Source organism: Archangium gephyra (assembly GCF_042230915.1).
GTDB classification, from domain to species: Bacteria; Myxococcota; Myxococcia; order Myxococcales; family Myxococcaceae; genus Archangium; species Archangium gephyra_B.
Genome location: NZ_CP102578.1, coordinates 10,435,839 through 10,450,991, shown reverse-complemented (window position 1 = coordinate 10,450,991; position 15,153 = coordinate 10,435,839). Strand labels below are relative to the sequence as shown.

The 15,153-nt window shown below is 69.6% G+C and carries 9 protein-coding genes and 1 tRNA gene; 4 read left to right on the top strand and 6 right to left on the bottom strand.

The genetic code is table 11. From position 1 onward, the window contains the following. Positions 1–243: 243 nt before the first annotated feature. Together NR798_RS41050 and NR798_RS41045 are read right to left on the bottom strand one after the other, a co-directional pair. Positions 244–1,938: a hypothetical protein gene (locus tag NR798_RS41050; RefSeq protein ID WP_375768039.1), complete on the bottom strand. Its 1,695-nt coding sequence runs from the start codon at positions 1,936–1,938 to the stop codon at positions 244–246. A gap of 71 nt (positions 1,939–2,009) precedes the next feature. Next, a complete protein-coding gene (locus NR798_RS41045; RefSeq protein ID WP_375768038.1) occupies positions 2,010–2,432 on the bottom strand; it encodes an SET domain-containing protein-lysine N-methyltransferase in 423 nt (140 codons plus the stop codon). 327 nt (positions 2,433–2,759) lie between these two features. Between NR798_RS41045 and NR798_RS41040 the strand changes: the two genes are divergently transcribed. After that, positions 2,760–4,532, top strand: coding sequence for a M20/M25/M40 family metallo-hydrolase (locus tag NR798_RS41040; protein ID WP_375768037.1), 1,773 nt, complete (start codon positions 2,760–2,762; stop codon positions 4,530–4,532). Positions 4,533–4,617: 85 nt separating this feature from the next. Here the strand turns inward: NR798_RS41040 and NR798_RS41035 are convergent, their stop codons facing one another. From NR798_RS41035 to NR798_RS41025, 3 genes are all read right to left on the bottom strand, one after another. Further along, complete coding sequence (locus NR798_RS41035; RefSeq protein WP_375768036.1) at positions 4,618–6,147, bottom strand: Hsp70 family protein; 1,530 nt, start codon at positions 6,145–6,147, stop codon at positions 4,618–4,620. A gap of 90 nt (positions 6,148–6,237) precedes the next feature. Continuing rightward, positions 6,238–7,602: a RagB/SusD family nutrient uptake outer membrane protein gene (locus NR798_RS41030; RefSeq protein ID WP_375768035.1), complete on the bottom strand. Its 1,365-nt coding sequence runs from the start codon at positions 7,600–7,602 to the stop codon at positions 6,238–6,240. A 5-nt stretch (positions 7,603–7,607) separates the two neighbouring features. Continuing rightward, positions 7,608–10,601: a SusC/RagA family TonB-linked outer membrane protein gene (locus NR798_RS41025; RefSeq protein WP_375768034.1), complete on the bottom strand. Its 2,994-nt coding sequence runs from the start codon at positions 10,599–10,601 to the stop codon at positions 7,608–7,610. Between the two features lie 445 nt (positions 10,602–11,046). Between NR798_RS41025 and NR798_RS41020 the strand changes: the two genes are divergently transcribed. Beyond that, positions 11,047–11,841 carry a hypothetical protein gene (locus NR798_RS41020; protein WP_375768033.1) on the top strand — a complete coding sequence of 265 codons (795 nt, stop codon included), beginning with the start codon at positions 11,047–11,049 and terminating at the stop codon, positions 11,839–11,841. 91 nt (positions 11,842–11,932) lie between these two features. Here NR798_RS41020 and NR798_RS41015 read toward each other — a convergent pair. Then, a tRNA-Cys gene (locus tag NR798_RS41015) sits at positions 11,933–12,005 on the bottom strand. A 173-nt stretch (positions 12,006–12,178) separates the two neighbouring features. On the opposite strand from NR798_RS41015, the gene NR798_RS41010 reads away from it, so the two are divergent. Further along, positions 12,179–13,684 carry a PQQ-binding-like beta-propeller repeat protein gene (locus tag NR798_RS41010; RefSeq protein WP_375768032.1) on the top strand — a complete coding sequence of 502 codons (1,506 nt, stop codon included), beginning with the start codon at positions 12,179–12,181 and terminating at the stop codon, positions 13,682–13,684. Between the two features lie 45 nt (positions 13,685–13,729). After that, a complete protein-coding gene (locus NR798_RS41005; protein WP_375768031.1) occupies positions 13,730–15,142 on the top strand; it encodes a hypothetical protein in 1,413 nt (470 codons plus the stop codon). The last annotated feature ends 11 nt before the right edge of the window (positions 15,143–15,153 follow it).

Sequence of the window (15,153 nt, the reverse complement as noted above, 5' to 3'; positions counted from 1 at the left end):
CGTCCCCTACCGAAGCATTCACGCTCGGGGAGCGATCCCAGGAGACTTCGCCAGTTGCTCCGGTTCAGGGAGCTTCCGACGTCATCCCCTCATCTCCCCATGAATGTACGTAATCATACATGGAGGATGGAATTCGGATAGTCCGTGACCCCGAGGAACTACTGGTTCCTCGGAAAATGGAGGTCCCCCGCCTGGGGAGCGGCCGGGCAGGCGGGGAAGGCTCGGCGGAGGCCCGGCAGAGGCTCAATGGCTCTGGAACACGAGGAGCCGGTGGTTGCCGTAGTCCGACACCACCACCTGGGGCCACGTCAGGAGCACTCCCGAGGGCTGGTTGAGGGTGCGCCCGCTCGGGGTGGTGCCCGTGTCCGGATCGCTGAGGGTGGCGTGGGTGAAGTCCACCTGGCCGAGCACGGTGTCCGCCGGGGTCTTGTTGGCGGTGGGGAGGGCGTTCCACACCAGGACCCGGTGGTGCTGGCTGTCGGTCACGAAGAGCTGCAGCCCGGTGGAGGCGACGGTGTAGGGCGTGTTCATCCCGGTGGCGGTGAGGGCCGGGGCGCGCGAGGTGAAGTCGGCCTGGCCCAGGACCACGTCCGCGGGCTGCCCGTGGGTGGTGGGGAACTGGTTCCAGAGGAGCACCCGGTTGTTGTAGCTGTCGGCCACCACGAGGCGGGTGCCATCCGTCCACACCCCGGTGGGATTCCAGAGCGTGGTGGCGGTGGCGGTGGTGTCCCTCACCTCATCGCCGTTCGCGTCGTTCTCGACGCAGGTGGTGAAGGAGCGCTGGCCGAGGACGAGGTCCGCCGGCGCCCCGTTCGTGGTGGGCAGGGTGTTCCACACCAGGACGCGGTTGTTGGCGCTGTCGGCCACGAGCAGCTTGCCGCCGCCGAGGAACACGTCCTCGGGGAGGCCGAGCGACGTGCGGCCACAGCCGGGGAGCCGGGCGGTGGGGTCGAGGCTCTCCTGGCCGAGGACGAGCGAGGGCGTGGCTCCGGTGCTGGCGGGGAGCGTGGAATGGAGCAGGACGCGGCTGTTGCGCGTGTCCGCCACCGCCAGCCGGGTCGCGTCACTGGAGAGGCCCTCCGGAGAGCCGAGGCCCTGCTCTCCGCTGCCGGTCTCGAAGTCCGGGAAGTCCGGCTGGCCGAGGACGAAGCCCGCGCTCGCGCCGTTGGCCGAGGGCACCCCGTTGAAGCCGAGCACCCGGTTGGAGCCCGTGTCCGGGACGTAGAGCCGCCCCGCGGCGAAGGCCGGGTTGCCCACCGGGTTGCTCAGGGTGCCGGCGCCGGTGGGGCCGCCCCGGTTCACCGCCCTGCTGGTGAAGTCGCCCTGGCCGATGACGACGCTGGCGGCCTGGAAGGTGTCCAGCGTGTACCAGTCGTGGCAGCGCACCGAGAGGTTCGTCACGTTGCCGGCCACCGTCCCGCCCCCGTTGGACACGGTGCAGCGCTGGCCCTCGGGCTGGGTGGCCACGCCCACCGTGTACGCGCCGCCGCGCGGCAGCTTCGTCGCGAAGGTGAAGCCTCCATTCGCGGTGACCTGGAGCGTCTCGCCCCCGAGGCTCAGCCCGAGCGTCCCGCGCAGGCCCTCCACCGTGCCGCCGAGCGTGTACGTCCTCGTCCCGCAGCGCACCTGGACGGAGCTCACGTCCGCGCCGGCCACCTTGCCCGTGGCGCCCTCGACGGAGCACGCCTGCTCCGGGGGCGTGGCGGTCACCGTCACCGCGTAGTCGCTCCCGTCCTCCAACGGCGTCTCGAACGAGAACGGCCCGTCCGCGCCCCGGGTGAGGCCCTGCTGCCCGTTGAGCTGGAGGGTGAGGTTGCCGCCCGCGAGGCCGGTGACCGTGCCTCCCACGCGGTACGTCGCGATCTTGACGGGGGGCTGCTCTTCGCACGCGGCCACCAGCGTGGCCAGACCCAGGAGTCCAAGACGACCGATGCGCATCCGGGGTTTATGTCACGGGCCCGCAGGGAGCGACAAGCCGCGTGCCCCCATGCTCGGGCCCGGGCCAGCGCTCAGGGCATGTCCTGGCCGCGCGTCTTCCACCAGTTCTCGCCGTAGCTGATGCACAGCTGCTCGCCGGCCTCGATGTCGCGCAGGGCGTAGAAGGTGAAGACGTCCTTGGGCGAATGGCCCTTCTGGTAGCCCCGGTAGTACGACACGTTGGGCTCCTGCGAGTGGTTGTAGATCATCCCCGAGCCCATCACGATCGCCACCCACTCGCCGCCCCGGTCCTCCTCGTGCGGGCCCCACTCGATGTTGAACACGTAGTCGGACAGGGCGGAGTTGCGCACGGAGCGGAAGGGCACCTTGAGGTAGTGGCACTCCTCCAGGATGGTCCCCTCGGGGATGGCCTCGTCCGTGAAGACGCCATAGCCCCACTCGCACGGTTTGATCTTCAATCCCGGGTGGACGAAGAGTGCCTCTCCTGGCTGCATCCTTGAAACCCTTGTCACGGCACCGGGCAAGGCACATCCCGCCCCGGCCGTGGCCGCGTGCTACCACGAATGGGTAACGCCGGAAGCCCGGCGTTCACTCCAGCCCCGGCCCTCGCCGCGGGCCTGGATTCGTTGACCTCGAAAGCATTGCCGCACGGCGGCATCTCTTCCTGGGTAAGTTCGCAACCCTACACTCCAGGTTATTTCCGGACGTGCCCGGGGTACAATAAGTTCGCGTGTTGGCGGATAAGTCTGCCTTTCCCGCGAAACGGGCAGGTCCGGATCGCGGAACCCCCCCCCAGGAATCACCAGCGCCAGGAGAAGCGTATGGCAATCAAGAAGTTCGGACCGGTCGTCGCGTTGCTCGCGTGTGCCGCCCCCACGTTCGCGGAGGCCGCCTCGCAAGAGAAGCAGGTGTGGATCACCATCGGGACGGACGCGCTGGAGCCCGCGCGCGCTTCGTTCAAGGAGAAGGGGCTGGCGCTGCCCGCTCCGGCGCTCGAGAAGGGCGGGGTGGCGGTGCTGCGCGTGCCCCAGTCGCAGCTGGAGAAGCTGTCCGAGGCCATGCACGACAAGCTCAACCGGTGCGCGGGCTTCATCGCCCATGACACCGAGGAGCAGGCGCTCGCGGCCGTGGAGGGCAGCACCGCTCCGCAGTCCCTGGCGTCGCTGGTGAGCTACAACATCAACAACGGCCCGTCGGTGAACGCGATGCTGGGCGGTGTGCAGGAGCTCAACATCCGCAACACCATCAACTCGCTGTCCACCAACTGGACCACGCGCCGCTACAACGTGCAGTCGGGCGCGGACGCGGCCAACTGGCTGAAGACGCAGTGGACCACCATCGCCGGCAGCCGCACGGACGTCTCGGTGGCGCTCTTCACGCACACCTGGACGCAGCCGTCCGTCATCGCCACCATCACCGGCACCACGCACCCCAACGAGGTGGTGGTGATCGGCGGTCACCTGGACTCCATCAACGGCAGCTCCTCCACCGGCGCGGCGCCGGGCGCGGATGACGACGCCTCGGGTGTCGCCTCGCTGACCGAGGCCTTCCGGGTGGCCATCGCCAACGGCTACAAGCCGGCGCGTACCGTGAAGTTCATGGCCTACGCGGGCGAGGAGGTGGGTCTGTACGGCTCGAACGCCATCGCCACCTCGTTCAAGAACGCCGGGACGAACGTGGTGGGCGTGCTCCAGCTGGACATGACCAACTACAAGGGCTCCAGCTACGACTTCGGCATGGTGACGGACAACACCAACGCCTCGCTCAACAGCTTCACCACCAGCCTCATCTCCACGTACCAGCCGGGGCTGACCTGGACCAACATCACCTGCGGTTACGGCTGCTCGGACCACGCCTCGTGGAACAGCGCGGGCTACCCGGCCACGATGCCTTTCGAGGCGACGATGACCACGGACAACCCGCAGATCCACACCTCGGGCGACACGCTGACGTACATGGGCGGCACGGCGGCCAACTCGGTGAAGTTCGCCAAGCTGGCGGTGTCCTTCCTGGGTGAAGTGGCCAAGGGCGCGACCACGGGCAATACGCCTCCTCCGGTGGACAGCGGTGGTGGCGGCGGCACCATCCCCACGGCCACCTTCGACGCGACGCTCAAGGCGCCCAAGTGCGCGACGGCGGGCGCGGGCTGCGACTCGGGCACGCTGCTCAACGGCCGCGGCGGCCTGGGCCCCGAGGTGAACAAGCCCAACACCATCAACGCCACCTGCGTGGATGGCGCCTCGGGCACCTACCACTCGGACGAGTCCAACGATCGCCTCAAGGTGGCCACGTTGGACGGGACGACCATGGCGGCCGGCAAGCAGGTGCAGGTGACGGCCACGGTGTGGGCCTACTCCAGCACGGCGGACACGCTGGACCTGTACCGGGCGCCCAACGCGAGCAGCCCGGTGTGGACGCTCATCGGCTCGTACAAGCCGAGCGGCTCCGGAGTGCAGACCATCACCGCGACCTACACGCTGCCGACGGGTACCACCCAGGCGATCCGCGCGAACTTCCGCTACAACGGCACCGCGTCCTCGTGCAGCACGGGCGCGTACGACGACCACGACGACCTGATCTTCACGGTGCAGTGACGTGTCACCACCCCTCTCCCCCCGGGAGAGGGTCGGGGTGAGGGTATCTCTCGCCCCGGGTTGAATCCCGCCCCGGTGCCGTGGCTCAAGAAGCCGCGGCCCGGGGCGCTCTCATTTGAGGGGTCGCGTCGACGATGGGGGCGGGCACGGGCTTGCCATCGCCCGCGGCGAGGAAGGCCCGGAGGACGAAGTCCTGGCCCATGTGCAGCTCGAGCCGGGGCGAGCCGCCGCGGCGCCACTCGGGGCCCACCTGCAGGGTGCCGAGCACCTCCCGGTCCACGCTGGTGGTGTCCAGGGACTCGAAGACGAGCACGGGCAGGGGCGTGGGGCCGGGCGGCAGCGACTCCAGGGACACGGACTTGCGGCAGGGCACCGGGGTGTTGGCGGGGATGACCTCGTGGGAGGCGCCGCCGGGGAGCATGACGCTCACGGGCATGGGCACCACGTCCATGAGGCCGGTGCCGCCGGGCCGCGACAGGTTGCGGCCGAGGATGGCGGCGCCCACCGCCACGCCCAGCTCCGGGTGCACGTCCTTCTCCGAGGAGAAGCGGCGGAAGTGCGAGAGGCGCTCGCGGATGGCGGGCATGCGCGTCTGGCCGCCCACCAGCACCAGCTCGTCCACCTGCGAGGGCTTGAGGCCCGCGCGCTCCAGCACCTCGTCACACGCGGACACCGTGCGCTCGATGAGCCGGGACGTCATCTCCTCCAGCCGCTTGCGGGTGAGGCGGAACTGGAAGTCCAGGAAGCCGCCGTCCGGCCCCTGGGTGATGCAGGGCACGCGCAGCTCCGCCACCTCGGCCCGGGAGAGCTGAATCTTCACGGACTCGGCGGCGAAGACGAGCCGCTGCATGACGATCTTGTTGCCGCGCAGGTCCACGCCGTGCTGCTGGTGGAACTCCTCGGCCAGGTGCTCGACGATGCACTCGTCGAAGTTGGCGCCGCCGAGGAAGGCATCCCCGCCGGTGGCCAGCACCTTCACCACCCGGTTCTGCACGGACATGAGCGTGGCGTCGAAGGTGCCGCCGCCCAGGTCGAACACCATCACCGTCTGCTCCGGGCTGCGCAGGTTGGCGTAGTAGAGCGCCGCGGCGGTGGGCTCGTTGATGATGGCGCGCACCTTCAGGCCCGCGCGCTCGGCGGCGTGGCGCACCGCCTCGCGCTGGCGGATGCTCGCGTGGGCCGGCACGGTGAGCACGCACTCGGAAAAGGGCTCGCCCGCGGCGTGGCTGGCCAGCGTGAGGATGTGCCGGAGGATGAAGTAGGCCACCTCGTTGAGGGGCGTCACCCGGTTGTACACCTTCACGGCGCAGTAGCCGTCCGTGCCCTCCACCAGCTGGAAGGCGAAGCGCTCGCGGTGCTTCTGCACGTACTCGGACTGGTAGCGCCGCCCGAGGAAGCGCTTGCTGCCGAAGATGGTGTGGCGCGGGTCGTCGATGATCTGCCGGCGCGCGGCGGGGCCCACGATCGCCTTGTCCGCGGCGTGGTACCAGGCCACCGAGGGGAGGATGAAGTTCTTGTCCGACACGGGCACCAGCTTCAGCTTGCCCTGCCGGTCGAAGAACGCCGCCGCCGTGTTGGTCGTGCCGAAGTCGATGCCGAGGATGGGGCCACTCATAGGGGCACTCATAAGGGGGGGCCCACTCTAAAACGAAGCGGGCGGTCATCGCTCGGATGACCGCCCGCTCATGCCCTCAGTGAGGGAGGACTACTGCCGCGCGTCGGTCTCGGCGACCGGGTGCGGGAAGTGGTGGTGCACCTTGAAGTCCACGCCCGCGGGATCCTCCTGGCGCAGCTCCTCCAGGCGGTTGTAGCGGCGCATGTCGATCCACCGGTGGCCGCCCTCGAAGAGCAGGGAGAAGCGGCGCTGCTCGAGCAGCTCGTCCTCCATGAGCTTCGGGTCGCTGAGCACTTCCGGAAGCGGGGGCAGGCCACCCGACTTGGTCCGGATGATGTCGAGCAGGCGCGTGGCCTCCGCGTAGTTCTCCTGCTTCATGTAGGACTCGGCCCGCAGGAGGAGGAGCTCCTCATTGCGGATGATGGGCAGCGGGGCCTCGTTGTCCGGGTAGAGGGTGAAGAGCACGTCCGTGGTGATGCCCTGCCACTTGCGCGCCTCCTCCGCCTTGGTGAGCTTGCGCCCCACGCGGTCGTCCTCGCGGGTGGAGCCGTCCTTGTTCTTCAGCAGCGCCGGGTTGGCGTAGATGTTGGCGCTGTTGAGGCCGTTGGCCGTGTCACCCGAGGCGCCGCTGAACACGTGGTACACGCCCGTGTCGAGGTCCTCGACCTTGGTGATGGTCTCGTCGAGGAACGACTCGTCCAGGGCGGTCTGCGCCGTGGCCCACTGCTCCATGTAGACGGCCACCCGGGCGCGCACCGCGCGGTTGAACTTCAGGAAGCTGGCGGGCTTCTCGAAGCCGACGAAGCCGGCGCTCAGCTTGAAGGGGAACTTGTCCCCGCCGGCCAGCAGGTCCGCCTTGGCGTCATCGAGCAGCATGGCGATGTGGTTGAACACCTCCGCCTTGGTCGCGATGGGGGCCAGCTCGTCGCCCAGCTTGCGGTTCACGTCGATGGGCGCGCCCTCGATGTCCCGCGTGTTGATGAGCGTGAGGAAGTCCAGCGCCTGGATCGTCTTGGCGAAGCCCTGGATGGCCTTCTTCTCGGTCTCCGTGACGCCCGAGACCTTCTCCGTGGCGTCCAGCACGGTGTGGGCGTTGCGGATGTTGAGGTAGGGGCCGGCCCAGAAGTTGCCGCCGAAGGCGGGGCTGCCGGGATCCAACCGCTCACCGGAGAGCATCTCGCTCACGTAGCGGGGATCCGCCGTGTCGAGGATGTAGCCCTCGCGGCCGAGCACGCCCAGCTGCGCCACGTAGCCGTTCTGCGCGCCCATGCCGCCGCGGTGCCCGATGAGCAGGCCCGTGGTGGCGCTCAGGACGCTGGAGCGCGTGGGGTTGTCGCGGATGGACTCGACGCCCGGGTTGTTGAGGTCCGGGACGGTGAGATCGCAGCCCCCGAGGCCCATCGCGGCGAGGGCCAGGACCACCTTGGTCATCTTCTTCATGTTGCGGATTTTCATGGTCCTCAGAACCCCAGATCGATGGACGTCCAGAAGCTACGGCTGGGCGGGAAGGGGGCCACGTCGATGTTGCGGGCGATGGCCTGGTTGCCGAAGTTGCTCACCTCGGGGTCCAGACCCGAGTAGTTGGTGAACGTGAAGAGGTTGCGGCCGCTGACCGTCAGGCGGGCCGACTTCACCCCGGGGATACGCGTGGCGTAGCTCTCGGGCAGGTTGTAGGTGAAGGAGATCTCGCGCACCTTGAGGAAGGAGGCGTCCTCCACGTACACGGCGGCGTTGGTCTTCCAGTCCAACTGGCGCTTGGCGCCGTTGGCCTCGTAGTCGCGCGTGTTGGCGGACGCGTCATAGAGGAAGCGCGTCAGGTTGATGATGTCGCTGCCCTGCTGCCAGTCGAGCAGGAAGGAGAGGGAGAAGTCGCCGTACTTCACCGTGTTGGCGAAGGCCATGCGGAAGTCCGGCTCCGTGTCGCCAATCTTCTTCACGTCGCAGCAGGTGCCATCCGCGCGGGGAACGCGGCCGACGATCTGCGTGGCGCTCGCGCCCTCCTCGATGCGGAAGGCGCCCAGGCTGGTGCCGAAGCCGCCGACGTTGAAGGCCGGCACGGGCATGTGGGTGACCGTGCTGCGGTTGAGGGCGAAGGTGGTGTTGGACACCCACTCCCACTTCTCCGTCTTCACCGGGGTGAGCTGGAGCATGGCCTCCACGCCGCGGTTCTGCAGCTCGCCACCGTTGAAGATCTCCGTGGTGTAGCCGGTGGAGGGGGCCACCGCGCGCTGCAGCAGCATGTCGTTGATGGTGCGCTGGTAGGCGGTGAGCTCCACCACGGCGTTGCCGTTGAAGAGCAGCGCGTCCACACCGGCCTCGATCTCACCCTGGCGCTCCGGGCGGAGGTCCGCGGCGGCCGCGACACCGGTGCCGATGATGCCGGAGTTGCCGCCGATGTTGTTGCTGGCGCTCCAGGCGTTGTAGCGCATGCCGTACTGCGGCTGGTTGCCCGTCTCGCCGTAGGCCAGACGGAACTTCAGCTCGTTGACGGCCGGGTGCAGGTTGGGGATGCGGTAGGCCGTGGCGATCTTCGGGTAGAGGAAGACCTGGGCCGAGTTGCTGTTGTTGCTGCTCTGCTCGGCGAGCACCGAGCCCACGAGGGTGAGGCGCTCGTCCATCAGCAGCATCTCCTCCTGGAGGAACATGCTGCGGTCACGCACCAGCTGGCGGTTCTGGCGCACGCCCACCTGGGTGCCGGAGTCCACGTTGGGCTGGCCGGCCGTGAGGTCGCGGCTGGTGATGTACGTGGAGTCCAGGCTGCGCTGCTCGAACTGGAAGCCGGCCGAGGTGTTGGCGCTCAGCACGCCGGAGGTCGGCTTGTACGAGTGGATGACGTTGACGCTGGTGTTGAGGTTGAGGACCTCGCTGGTGGCGAAGAGCGAGGTGCCCGCCTTGCCATCATCCACCGGCTCGAAGTGGAGCTCGTTGGGGAAGAGCAGCTCGTTCTTCTGCTGGAAGCGGTCCACACCCAGGTTGGCCTTGAACTTGAGGTTCTGGGTGTCGCTCTTGTAGGCGTTCCACGTCGCGTCCGCCGCGCCCATCAGACGCCACACGTCCTCCTCGTTGCGCATGAGGGCGGCGGTCTGCAGCGGGTTGGAGCCGTTGGGCAGGAACGGGTTGACGGGGTAGGAGCCGTCGCTGCTGGCGCGCAGGTCCACGAAGTTGGGCGTGGAGGGCAGCACCATGTGGTACGACACGTTGTTGTTGTCGTTGTTGGTGAGGCCGCGCGCACCCAGCGAGTGGATGAAGGTGGTGGCGGTGTTCACCTCCACGTCGCTGCCGAACTTCTGCCCGAGGTTGAGGCGGAAGCTCTGCTTCTCGTAGCCGGTGTTGGTGATGATGCCCTCGTCGTCCTTCACCATGGCGGAGGCGAAGTAGCGGGTATCACCGGACGTGCCGCTCACGCTGGCGAGCGTCTCGTAGGAGAGCTTGCGGTTGGAGGCCAGCTGCTCCTCGTGGTCATAGGCGACGCCGGGCCGGAAGTAGTCGGCGGCCTTGGCGCCGAAGACCTCGGTGGCCTCCTCCATGGTCTCGATGCGGCGGCTGCCCAGCTTGTTGGCCAGGGTGTAGGCGCCCACGCGCTGCGTGAGGGCGAACTGGGGGGCGCCGGACTTGCCGCGCTTGGTGGTGATGATCACCACGCCGTTGGTGGCCTTGGAGCCGTAGATGGCCGCGGCGGAGGCACCCTTGAGGATCTCGATGCTCTCGATGTCGTTGGGGTTGAGGTCCGCGATGCGGTTGACCTGGTTGTCCTGGGTGGCCGAGGGGTTGGAGCCGCTCACCGAGCCGGTGACCTCGAAGACGCCGGAGGCGATGGCCACGTCGCTGATGATGACGCCGTCCACCACGTAGAGCGGAGCGCTCGAGCCGTTGATGGTGGAGACGCCGCGCATGCGCAGCTGCATGCCGCCGCCCGGAGCACCCGAGTTGCTCTGGATGTTGGCGCCGGCGACCTTGCCCTGCAGCGCCTGGTCCACCGTGGAGGCGGGAGCGCGGTTGAGGTCCTCGGCCTTCACGGAGGCCACCGAGTTGGCGGCGTGCTTGCGGGCCAGCTCGCTGGCGCGGCCCACGACGACCATCTCCTCGACGAAGGTGGCGTCCAGCGACACCGTCACGGTGTCACGGTTGGCCCCGACGGTGACCTCGCGATCCTTGTGATCCTGGCTGGAGAAGAGCAGCGTCACCGGGCCCATGGGGATGTCCAGCGAGAAGGAGCCGTCGAGCTCCGTCTCCACACCCTTGGTGGTGCCCTTGATGATGACGCGCGTGAGCGGCAGGCCGTCATTCGTCAGCGCATCCAGCACCTTGCCGGAGACCTTGCGCGTGTTGGCCGGGGCCACGGGGGCGGCCGGCTGCGGCGCCGCGGGCTGCGGTGCAGCCGTGTCTTGCGCCTGGGCTTCGACGGAAAGGAGTGCGAGTGCGCACCCCGAAATCAACGCTTGTTTCAGCGTCATTCGCTCTTCACCTCAACGTTGCTGCGGATGGAGCGGCCCCCCTGTATGGGCTGCCGTTGACTGCGGATCGTGTGTGGGAACCGGTAGTACAGTCAACGTCGCTTATCCGACGCAAAACCGTGTATGCTAGGGGCCGCTTTCCGGTGGTGCGGAAATTTTCGCGCCGCAGCCGCCAGGGTTCACGCGGAGTCCTGCCGCGCACGGGCCACTGGAGCGGGCGGAGGAGTCGGCGCGCCATGTGCCGTGGGCCCGGTGACGGGCCGCCTCGTGAGGATCAATCTTTGTTTGCGGTGGGGCCACGGTGGGCTGTCCAGCCCCCCGAGCGGGTTGGTGCCCACGTCCGGAGGGCAGCCTGCCGGAGCAGCCATCCCTGGGCGCACCCCGGGTTGGCGTCTCGCGCATGGGCGCCATCTTTGCCCTGTCTCGCAATCGACAGGAGGGGTTCATGTTCAAGGGTTCGGGTTGGTGGGCCGCCGGAGTGGCCGCGTTGCTGGTCACCGCCGGGTGCAAGCAGCAGGAGAAGCAACAGCAGCAGGACGTCCAGAACGATGCGCGCGCCCAGGTGGAGGCGGCGCAGGAGCGCTCGCAGCAGGCGCTGGAGAAGGCCAAGGAGGTCCAGGCCCGCGCCGCCGACGAGCAGAAGCAGGTCGCGGACGCCCGCCAGGACGTGGAGAAGCAGCGGCAGGAGCTCCAGGAGGCCGAGGCCAAGGCCCAGAAGGAGTTCCAGGAGGCCCAGACGGCCCAGCAGCAGGCGAGCAATCAGGCGACGCAGGCCCAGGCGGAGGTGCAGCAGTCCCAGCAGCAGGCGCTGGAGGCCCAGCGCCAGCAGCAACAGGAGATGGCGCAGGCCCAGCAGCAAGCCGCCCAGCAGCAGGAGCAGACGGCGCGCACCCAGCAGCAGAGCGCCCAGCAGCAGGGCGGCCAGCAGCGGCAGCAGTTGGTGACGGGCCAGGTGGTGAGCTCGAGCCCCGATGAGCTGCTGTTGAGCAGCTCGGGCGGAGTGGGGCAGCCGCAGATCCGCCTGCAACTCAACCAGCAGACGCAGGTGATGGTGGACGGGCGTCAGGGCTCCGCCGCGGACATCGCCGAGGGCAGCCAGGTGCGCGCCTCGTACCAGGACATCGGCGGGGAGCCGACGGCGCTGCGCGTGGACGTGACGAGCCGCGGCCTGGGCACCGGCGGCAGCCAGGAGCCCGGCAGCCAGGGCAGCCAGGGCACCCAGCCGCAGCCGCAGCAGTAGCCACGAGACAGGGCGGTGGATGAACGCGGGGCTCCGGCGACTCGAAGGCCGGGGCCCCGTCGTGCATGGGTGCAACGGTGAGGGCGAAAGGTGGAGGCCCGTCCGGGAGTCGAACCCGGCAACAACGGTTTTGCAGACCGCCGCCGCCCCGGGCGGAACGGGCCTCAGGCGAGCGCCCGAGGTGTCCCTCGAACCGCTCTGGGAAGAGAGACGGCGCGCACGCGACGTCCTGACACTCAGTTGCAATCCCCCTGGCTCCCGGTCACATTGCGTTCCGCTTCAGGCGGAATCATCCGCCCAGAGAGGAACCATGCAGGGACGCGCTTTTCGAGGGGGGATGTCGTGGGTGCTGGGTCTCGCCGCGGTGCTGGCGTGCGAGCCGGGCCCGAAACAGGCGGAGTGGACGCTGGCGGGGTTGAACCTGTCCAACACGCGCCATCAGGAGGCGGAGCACCTGCTGAGCCGGCAGAACGTGCCGGGCCTGAAGCCCCGGTGGGTCTTCACGGCGGCGGGTGCCGTCTCGGCCACGCCGGCGGTGGAGTCCGGGGCCGTCTACTTCCCCGACTGGGGCGGCCAGCTGTGGAAGCTGGAGGCGCGGACGGGACGCGTCCTCTGGTCCCACGCCCTCTCCGAGTACACGGGCGTGCCGGACTCCATCTCGCGTGTGACGCCAGCGGTGGTGGGGGACACGCTCATCCTCGGCACGCAGCAGGGCGGCTACCTCCTCGCCCTCGACAAGCACAGCGGCAACCTGCGGTGGAAGACGCAGGTGGATCCGCACCCGGCGGCCATCATCACCCAGTCGCCCATCGTCCACGGCGGGCGCGCCTACGTGGGCGTCTCCTCGATGGAGGAGGCCTTCACCGCCGACCCTTCCTACGTGTGCTGCTCCTTCCGCGGCAGCGTGGTGGCCGTGGACCTCGCGACCGGCGAGCGGCGGTGGCAGGCGTACATGGTGCCCGAGGGCTATAGCGGTGGCGCCGTGTGGAGCAACACCCTGGTGGTGGACACGAAGCGCAACAGCCTCTACGTCACCACCGGCAACAACTACGAGGTCCCCGACGCGGTGGAGGACTGCATCGAGTCCTCGCCCCCCGAGGCCGCCGAGAGCTGCCTGGCGCCCGATGACTTCATCGACGCGTTCGTGTCTCTCGACCTGGAGACGGGCGCCGTCAAATGGGGACGGCGGCTGCAGGGCTTCGACGCGTGGAACTTCGCCTGCTCGCTGAACCCCCAGCCCTGGTGCCCCTCGCCCGTGGGCCCCGACTATGACTTCGGCCAGGGCGTCATGCTCTTCACCGCCAACACCCCGGGCGGCAAGCGCGAGCTGATCGGCGCCGGGCAGAAGAGCGGCATCTTCTGGGCGTTGGATCCGGACACCGGCGCCGTCGTCTGGAACAAGCTGGTGGGCCCGGGCGGCTCCTCGGGCGGCATCATGTGGGGCTCGGCCACCGACGGCGAGCGCATCTACGTGGGCAACGTCAACTGGAACCAGAAGCCCCACACCCTCGTCTCGGGAGAGAGCATCACCTGGGGCTCGTGGAGCGCGCTCGACGCGGCCACCGGGGAGATTGTCTGGCAGAAGGCCGACCCCCAGCACTCCATGCCCATGGGGCCCGTGACGGTGGCCAATGGCGTCGTCTACGCGGGCTCGTTGGATCCCCAGGGCCACATGTACGCCATGGACGCGCGCACGGGCGAGTTCCTCTGGGACTTCACCGCCGGAGGCTCCGTCAACGCCGGCGCCGCCGTGGTGGAGGGCTCCGTCTACTGGGGCTCGGGCTACGGGCGCTTCGGCATGGGGACGCCCAACGACAAGTTCTACGCCTTCTCGCTGGAGTAGGTGGCTTGTGGAAGGGCCTCCGAGTGTCCGAGACTCGGAGCCCTCATGCCCGCCAGCGATGAACGCCGCCTGCAGGCCCTCGTCCTCGCTCCCGTCCGGCGCGTGCGGCGGCGCCTCAATGCCGTCATCTGGGCCGAGGCCGGTGTGGCTCCCGTGTGGGCCGCCGCCACCGGCTGTGTGCTGGCCCGGCTGTTGTTGCGGGACGCCGCCGCCTGGGTGCTTCCGCTGCCGCTGCTCGCCGCGGGCGCGTGGTGGGCCGTGCGCGCCCGCGCCCGGAGCGTGTCCCTGACGCACGCGGCGGTGCTGGCGGACCGCTCGGCGGGCGCGGGCGGGCTGCTGCTCACCCGGCTGGAGCGCCCCGTGGGCGAGTGGGAGCTGTCCGCCAACCAGTACGCCCGCGCGGTGACGCTGCCCCCGGTGGCCTGGAAGCGCCCGGCCGGGGCGTTGCTCGCGGCGCTCGCCTTCCTCGGGGTGGGCTTCCTCCTGCCGCTGCCCGCCCGCCAGGTGCGCCCCGCCAACGCGGCCGCCGCGGCGAAGGTGGCCGCCGTGCAGGCCAAGGCCGAGGCGCTCGCCCGCGAGGAGCCGCTGGGCACGCCCTTGGAGGAGGAGCTGCGCCGCCTGTCCGAGGAGGTGGCCGAGGGCCGCTTCGACTCCGCCGACTGGGAGGCCGCCGACAGCCTGGAGAAGTCGCTCGAGGCCCGCGCCGCGAAGGCCGCCGCCGAGCTGGCCGCCGCGTCCGAGGCCGCCAGGGATTTGGAGGAGTCGCTGGATGCCGCCTCCGGAGCCGAGGCCGCCACCCGCGAGCGCGAGGCCCTCGAGAACGCGTTGATGGCCCTGGGCTCCGACAACGGCGCGCAACCCCAGCAGGGCCAGGAGAACGAGGGCCAGGAGAAGGGGAACACGCCCTCCGGCAACAGCGGGGGCGCCCCGGGCGCGGGGGATGGCGGCACCGGCCAGGGACAGGCGAAGCAAGGAGGCTCCGGCGGGGGCGCGCGCTCGCGTGACGAGGTGGCCAGCCTGCGCGAGACGCTCGAGCGCCGCCAGCGCGAGCTGGAGCAGCGCTTCGGCCAGGGCACCGGGCGCAACGGCTCGCGGCCCGGCGAAGGCGAAGGAGAAGGCGAGGGGCAGGGACGCCAGGGCGGCCATGCGAGCCGCCAGACGCGGCCGGGCAAGGGCGAGGCGGGGCGGGGTGGGGAGAGCCAGCCGCTCGTCTTCGGTGAGAAGGCGGAGATGGACCCCGAGCGGCTCTCCTTCAAGCCACTGCCCCAGGGGCAGGGCGGCGAGGCGCAGGGGCTGTGGGGCCTGCGCTCCGCGGAGCCGCAGCGGCGCGAGGGCGGCGGGGGCGGCGGCGGGCAGGGGACGGGCGCCCAGGGCGACGCGGAGGCGGGACATTCGGCGGGGCCGCTGCTGCCCCGCAACCGGGAGCTGGTGAAGCGGTATTTCGGGGGGGAACCCTAGGAGAGGAGTCG

Excerpts from the sequence above, each read along its gene's own strand:
- NR798_RS41050 (WP_375768039.1), bottom strand. The coding sequence starts at position 1,938 with ATGCGCATCGGTCGTCTTGGACTCCTGGGTCTGGCCACGCTGGTGGCC.
- NR798_RS41045 (WP_375768038.1), bottom strand. The coding sequence starts at position 2,432 with ATGCAGCCAGGAGAGGCACTCTTCGTCCACCCGGGATTGAAGATCAAA.
- NR798_RS41040 (WP_375768037.1), top strand. The coding sequence starts at position 2,760 with ATGGCAATCAAGAAGTTCGGACCGGTCGTCGCGTTGCTCGCGTGTGCC.
- NR798_RS41035 (WP_375768036.1), bottom strand. The coding sequence starts at position 6,147 with ATGAGTGGCCCCATCCTCGGCATCGACTTCGGCACGACCAACACGGCG.
- NR798_RS41030 (WP_375768035.1), bottom strand. The coding sequence starts at position 7,602 with ATGAAAATCCGCAACATGAAGAAGATGACCAAGGTGGTCCTGGCCCTC.
- NR798_RS41025 (WP_375768034.1), bottom strand. The coding sequence starts at position 10,601 with ATGACGCTGAAACAAGCGTTGATTTCGGGGTGCGCACTCGCACTCCTT.
- NR798_RS41020 (WP_375768033.1), top strand. The coding sequence starts at position 11,047 with ATGTTCAAGGGTTCGGGTTGGTGGGCCGCCGGAGTGGCCGCGTTGCTG.
- NR798_RS41010 (WP_375768032.1), top strand. The coding sequence starts at position 12,179 with ATGTCGTGGGTGCTGGGTCTCGCCGCGGTGCTGGCGTGCGAGCCGGGC.
- NR798_RS41005 (WP_375768031.1), top strand. The coding sequence starts at position 13,730 with ATGCCCGCCAGCGATGAACGCCGCCTGCAGGCCCTCGTCCTCGCTCCC.